Origin of the sequence: Nocardia farcinica, assembly GCF_029867845.1 — a bacterium.
Lineage (GTDB): Bacteria > Actinomycetota > Actinomycetes > Mycobacteriales > Mycobacteriaceae > Nocardia > Nocardia farcinica_A.
The window spans coordinates 1-6,387 of record NZ_JARWRU010001308.1; the positions used below are offsets into that span (position 1 = coordinate 1).

Below are 6,387 nucleotides of genomic sequence, written 5' to 3' on the forward strand. Positions count from 1 at the left end.
CCCGAGGGGCGGGGGCGGTCGTCCTCGCCGCGCTCGTCCTCGCGCACCCCCTCACGGGGGCGGTCCGCACGGGCCCGGTCGTCGCGGCTGCGGTCGGGGACCACGGCCAGCGAGGGACGGCGCGAGCCCTCGGCATCGCGCGCGCTCCTGGCGGCGGCGATCTCGTCGGGGTCGGGGACGTCGACCTCGCGGGGGCCGCCACGGGCACCGCCGCGGCGCGGCTCGCCACGGTCGTCGTACCCGTCGGCACGGTCGCCGTCCTCGTCGTACTCGTCGCCGAGATCACGGGGATCGCCGCCGAGATCGTCGGCCTCGTCGTCGGATTCGGAGCCCCTGGCCGGCGGGCGCGGGCGGGTGCGCTCGGGCTCGCGGGCCTCGCTGACCGGCGGCAGCACGTGCAGCAGGCCCGACAGCCGCAGCACGGCGTCGATCGCGGTCTCCCAGTCCCTGGCCACGGTGCCCACGTTCAGCATGCCGAGGGTCCAGTTGCCCTCGCTCCACAGCATCTGCACGGTGTCGGGCAGCGTCTCGATGAACGCCACCATCCGCTGGTCCACCGCGTGCCGGGCGATCTCCGGGTTCGTCGCGAACACCACCCGGTCGCCGATGGCGCCGAGCAGCTCGAGATCGGCGTCCTTGGGCGGGGCCGCGGTCTTGAGCCGCATGTCCACGTCGATGTCGGAACCGATCTGGCGGCGCACCGCGACCAGGGTGGCGGCGTCCTCGAGATCGAACAGGACGAACTTCTCACCCTTGCGGATACCGGAGACCACGTCCACGGCCGACAGATAGCCGAGCTTGGCCAGCGCGCCGCGCCGCCAGGTCGACGTGAGCGCCGGTTCCACCGACACGTAGGTGTATCCCTGGGCCTTCGCCCACACCTGGCGCGCGTGACCGGACCGCTGCCGCTGGACCCGATCGAAATAGAGCAGTACGACCGCACCCACGAGCGCGATCGCCGCCAACCCGAACCACATAGCCGTCATCGCGGTCTACCCTAATATCCCGATCACCGTCCACCACCGGGCAACGCGGTGCTGACGATGATTCTCGCCTGAATCGTGCCGTCCGAGCCCTTCTCGCCCTGCACGACCACCATCTCGCCCACCGGCAGATCGGCCGCGCGCAGCACCGACAGCGAGATCACCTGGGTGGCCGCGTCGGTGCGCACGACGACGTCGCCGCCGGTCATGGTGGCGATGGTCAGGGTGCCGCCGTCGTTGGCGGTGATGGTGCCGACCGTCGCGCCCAGTTCCTCGATACCCAGCTCCGGCAGACCGGGCAGGCCCGAGAGCCCGGGCAGCGGCGCGGTGGTGCTCGGCGCGGCCTGGAACGGCAGCGTGTGCGTGGTGGCGGTGCTGCTGCCGGCGGCGGTGGTGTCGGCCTCGTCGTCCCCGCCGCCGAGCACCAGCCCGGCGGCGACGCCGACCACGCCGATCAGCGCGACCACGCCGAGGCCGAGCGCGATCCACAGGCCGGTGTTGCTCTTGCGCGGCCCCTGCCCCGGCGGCACGTAATGGTCCGGCGGGAGCACGCCGGGCGGCTGTTGTCCCGGCGGGCCCGGCTGATAGGGCATGCCCGGCTGCTGTCCAGGAGCGCCCGCCCAGGCGCCCCGCTGCTGCTCACCCTGCCAGCCACCCGCGGGCTCGTAGGCGCCCCACTGGTGGTCCAGCGGCGGGATCTCGCGCGTGGCTTCCGACGAGGGCGGCGCCGACCACGGGTCGTACTGCTCGGTCGGCGGGTATTCCCCGTACCCGGCTGCCCCCGGCGGGCCCAGGTGTTCGGTCGGGGCGTCGCCCGGCCGCTGCCCCCAGGGATCCTTCGGGTTGGTCATGCCTCTCAGACTAGGGGTGCGCGCGGCGATCCGCCGCAGTTCGCCCACCGCGGCGCCGCGTGCCGCGACCAGCGCAAGCCCCGTGGACGCAGCAGGTCCCCACCGGTTCGGCACCGGTGGGGACCGCTGTGCGCCGCCCGGCCTGCGGCTGCCCGCCGACCGGGATCAGGCCGTCGGCTCGACCCGCTCGGCCTGCTGCCCCACGGGCGTGACGATCAGCTCGCCGCCGTCGTGGCTCACCCCGACGTGAACGGTGTCGCCGTCGGTGACCGTGCCCGCCAGCAGTTCCTTGGCGAGGGTGTCGCCGATGGCCAGCTGGATCAGCCTGCGCAGCGGCCGCGCGCCGTAGACCGGGTCGTAACCGCGCACCGCCAGCCACATCCGCGCCGCGGGCGAGACGTCGAGGGTCAGGCGCCGCTGCGACAGCCGCTTCTGCAGCTGGCCGAGCTGGATCTCCACGATTTCGGCGAGTTCGTCCTCGTCGAGGGCGTGGAACATCACCACGTCGTCGAGGCGGTTGATGAACTCCGGCTTGAAGGCCGCGCGCACCGCGTTCATCACGAACTCCTCGTCACCGCCCGCACCCAGGTTGGAGGTCAGGATGAGGATGGTGTTGCGGAAGTCGACCGTGCGGCCCTGACCGTCGGTCAGCCTGCCCTCGTCGAGCACCTGCAGCAGGATGTCGAACACGTCCGGGTGCGCCTTCTCGATCTCGTCGAACAGCACCACCGTGTACGGCCGCCGCCGCACCGCCTCGGTGAGCTGGCCGCCCTGGTCGTAGCCGACGTAGCCGGGAGGCGCGCCGACCAGGCGAGCCACCGCGTGCTTCTCGCTGTACTCGCTCATGTCGATGCGCACCATCGCGCGCTCGTCGTCGAACAGGAAGTCCGCCAGCGCCTTGGCCAGCTCGGTCTTGCCGACGCCGGTGGGGCCGACGAACATGAACGAGCCGGTCGGCCGGTTCGGATCGGCCACGCCCGCGCGGGCCCGCCGCACCGCGTCCGAGACGGCCTGGACGGCGGCCTTCTGGCCGACCACGCGGCGGCCGAGTTCCTCCTCCATCCGCAGCAGCTTCTGGGTCTCGCCCTGCAGCAGCCTGCCGACGGGGATGCCCGTCCACGACGAGACCACCTCGGCGATGTCGTCGGGACCGACCTCCTCCTTGAGCATCAGCTCGCCGCCCGAGGTCTCGCTCGACGACTTCTCCGCCGCCGCCAGCTCCTTCTCCAGGGCCGGGATGCGCCCGTAGCGCAGCTCGGCGGCCTTGCCGAGATCACCGTCGCGTTCGGCGCGCTCGGACTCCCCGCGCAGCACCTCCAGCTGCTCCTTGAGCACGCGGACCTGGTCGATCGCCTTCTTCTCGTTCTGCCACCTGGTGGTGAGCTGGTTGAGCTTCTCCCGGTCGTCGGCCAGCTCCTGGCGCAGCTTGGCCAGCCGGATCTTGGAGGCCTCGTCGGTCTCCTTCTCCAGCGCGACCTCCTCGATCTCCAGCCTGCGCACCGCGCGCTCGACCTCGTCGATCTCCACCGGACGCGAGTCGATCTCCATGCGCAGCCGCGAGGCCGACTCGTCGACCAGGTCGATCGCCTTGTCCGGCAGGAAGCGCGAGGTGATGTAGCGATCGGACAGCGCCGCCGCGGCGACCAGCGCCGAGTCGGTGATCCGCACGCCGTGGTGCACCTCGTAGCGCTCCTTGATGCCGCGCAGGATGCCGACGGTGTCCTCCACCGACGGCTCGCCGACCAGCACCTGCTGGAAGCGCCGCTCCAGGGCGGCGTCCTTCTCGATGTGCTTGCGGTACTCCTCCAGCGTGGTCGCGCCGACCAGCCGCAACTCGCCGCGGGCCAGCATGGGCTTGATCATGTTGCCCGCGTCCATGGCCGACTCGCCGGTCGCGCCCGCGCCCACGATGGTGTGCAGCTCGTCGATGAAGGTGATGATCTCGCCCGCGCTGTTCTTGATGTCCTCGAGCACGGCCTTGAGCCGCTCCTCGAATTCACCGCGATACTTCGCACCGGCGACCATCGCGCCGAGGTCGAGCGAGATGACTTTCTTGCCTCGCAGCGATTCCGGCACGTCACCCGCCACGATGCGCTGGGCCAGGCCCTCCACGATCGCGGTCTTGCCGACGCCCGGCTCGCCGATGAGCACCGGGTTGTTCTTGGTGCGGCGCGAGAGCACCTGCACCACCCGGCGGATCTCGGTGTCACGGCCGATCACCGGGTCGAGTTTGCCGGTGCGGGCGGCCTCGGTGAGGTCGGTCGAGTACTTCTCCAGCGCCTGATAGGTGGCCTCCGGGTCCGGCGTGGTCACCCGCGCGCTGCCGCGCACCTTGGTGAACGCCTCGCGCAGCGCGTCGGCGGTGGCGCCGTGGCCGACCAGCAGCTTGGCGACATCGGAATCGCCCGAGGCGAGGCCGACCAGCACGTGCTCGGTCGAGACGTACTCGTCGCCGAGCTCGGTCGCCAGGCGCTGGGCTGCGGTGATCGCGGCCAGCGCCTCGCGGCCGAGTTGGGGCTGGGTGGTCGCGCCGGTGGCGCGCGGCAACCTGTCGACCAGTTCCTGCGCCTCGCGCCGCACCGTCGCGGGCGGCACGCCCACGGCTTCGAGCAGCGGAGCGGCGATGCCGTCGGTTTGGTCGAGCAACGCCACCAGCAAGTGCGCCGGACGGATCTCCGGGTTCCCCGCGGCCGAGGCGGCCTGCAGGGCAGCGGTCAGGGCCGCCTGGGTCTTAGTGGTGGGATTGAACGAGTCCACCTCATCACCTCTCGGGGTTGTGCGGTCTGTGTTGCCTGGTTCAACGTATACAAAGTTGAGTCTGTTCCGCTCAAGTCCATGAATTTCGGTGGTTACCTCCAGTGACTTACCCCACATGCGCGAGCTCATCGCGGCGCGCCACGTCCGATCGCGGGCGGTGTCGGCCGCGCGCCGCCGCGGCGCGGACGATTTCCATTCGGCCGACCGGGACGTGCCGACGAATTTCCGGGACCGACGGATGTCCGTCGCGACCGGGCGCGGTGTGGCATCATCCGCGCGCACCGGGCGCCGCCGGCGCCCGAGCCGAAACGCGATGAGTCGCTGATACGCGGCGACCTGCTGATACGCGATGACCTGCTGATACGCGGTGACCTGCTGATATAGGCCCCGGCTACGACCAGGATCGGGCCGGGCGGCGATCGGGCCGGGTGGAGTTGACAACACCCCACCCGACCAGGCGATTTTTCAGGGATACTGGGAGCCGTTGGACCGCCGGATCACGGCGGTCCCTGCGCTCGAAAGGCATGCGCAGAGGACGGGAAGAAAGGAAGCCCCTGTCGTGGATGCGCGTTCGGCAGCGCTGGTCCGCGCCAATCTCCGTGCAGTGATTCAGTCACCGAACGGGCCCGAGCGGTTGATCAGTGCGTTCTATGGTCACCTGTTCGCGGCCGCCCCAGGGCTCCGCGATCTCTTTCCGCCCGCCATGGATATGCAGGCCAAACGGCTGACCACGGCGATCGCATTCGTCCTCGACCATCTGGAGGACTGGGACCGAGCGCAGAACTTCCTCGAGCAACTGGCACGCGACCACCGCAAATACGGAGTGACCGCCGATCACTACGACCTGGCCGGGGCGGCGCTGCTCGACGCATTCCGCACCTACAACGGGCCCGCGTGGACCAGGGAATTGGAAGAGGGCTGGCGGGATGTGGGCATTCTGATCTCGGCATCGATGGCGATCGGCGCCAATTCCGATAAATCACAACCGTATTGGGAAGCCACTGTGGTCGGTCACCGTCGGGTGCTCGACGATCTGGCGATCGTGCGCCTGCAATCGGATACTCCGGTGCCTTATCAGGCGGGGCAGTACGTGCCGGTCGCGGTTCCGCAACGCCCGAAGATGTGGCGCTATTTCTCGCCCGCCATTCCGTCGAATCCCTACGGGGAGATCGAATTCCATGTGCGCAAGGTCCGGGGCGGCTGGGTGAGCCCGGCCATCGTCAACGAGACCCAGGTGGGCGACCGCTGGCTGATCGGCGGCCCGCTCGGCGGCCTGCACGTCGACCGCGACAGCGGCAAGGACGTGCTGCTGATCGGCTCGGGCACCGGCATCGCGCCGCTGCGCGCGCAGTTGATCGAGATGAGCCAGCGCGGGGTCAACCCGCGGGTGCACTTCTTCATCGGCGGCCGCTACCCGTGCGACCTCTACGACGTGGAGAACATGTGGCAGCTCTCGCAGAGCAACCCGTGGCTGACGATCGTGCCGGTGTGCGAGCAGAAGAGCAATCCGTGGTGGTATCCGCACCCGCCCACCGACGCCCCCTACGGCATGCACCGCACCCTGATCGGCAATCTGGGCGCCGTGGTGGCCAGCTTCGGCGCCTGGGAGGACCGGCAGATCCAGATCGCGGGCTCGGCGCCGATGATCGCCGACACCAAGCGGGCGCTGATCGCCGTCGGCACTCCCGAGCACATCATCAGCAGCGACCCGATCGCGTAGTCACAGCCCGGCGAGCCGGTGCGGGGCGTAGGTCATAATCGCCGGACGGGACAGCGCGGCCGCGGCCGCGGGGACA

General features: G+C 70.4%; 4 protein-coding genes. 1 reads left to right on the top strand and 3 read right to left on the bottom strand.

The annotated features are described in order from the left end of the window. From QH283_RS29325 to clpB, 3 genes are all read right to left on the bottom strand, one after another. Positions 1–986, bottom strand: a 986-nt coding sequence (locus QH283_RS29325; RefSeq protein ID WP_280506159.1) for a hypothetical protein, incomplete at its 3' end; no start/stop codon positions are given. A gap of 23 nt (positions 987–1,009) precedes the next feature. Further along, the gene (locus QH283_RS29330; RefSeq protein ID WP_280506160.1) at positions 1,010–1,834 is read right to left on the bottom strand and encodes a DUF5666 domain-containing protein; all 825 of its coding nucleotides are present in this window, start codon (positions 1,832–1,834) and stop codon (positions 1,010–1,012) included. 165 nt (positions 1,835–1,999) lie between these two features. Continuing rightward, complete coding sequence (clpB, locus tag QH283_RS29335; protein ID WP_280506161.1) at positions 2,000–4,591, bottom strand: ATP-dependent chaperone ClpB; 2,592 nt, start codon at positions 4,589–4,591, stop codon at positions 2,000–2,002. 559 nt (positions 4,592–5,150) lie between these two features. On the opposite strand from clpB, the gene QH283_RS29340 reads away from it, so the two are divergent. Next, complete coding sequence (locus tag QH283_RS29340; RefSeq protein WP_280506162.1) at positions 5,151–6,311, top strand: FAD-binding oxidoreductase; 1,161 nt, start codon at positions 5,151–5,153, stop codon at positions 6,309–6,311. Positions 6,312–6,387 lie beyond the last annotated feature (76 nt).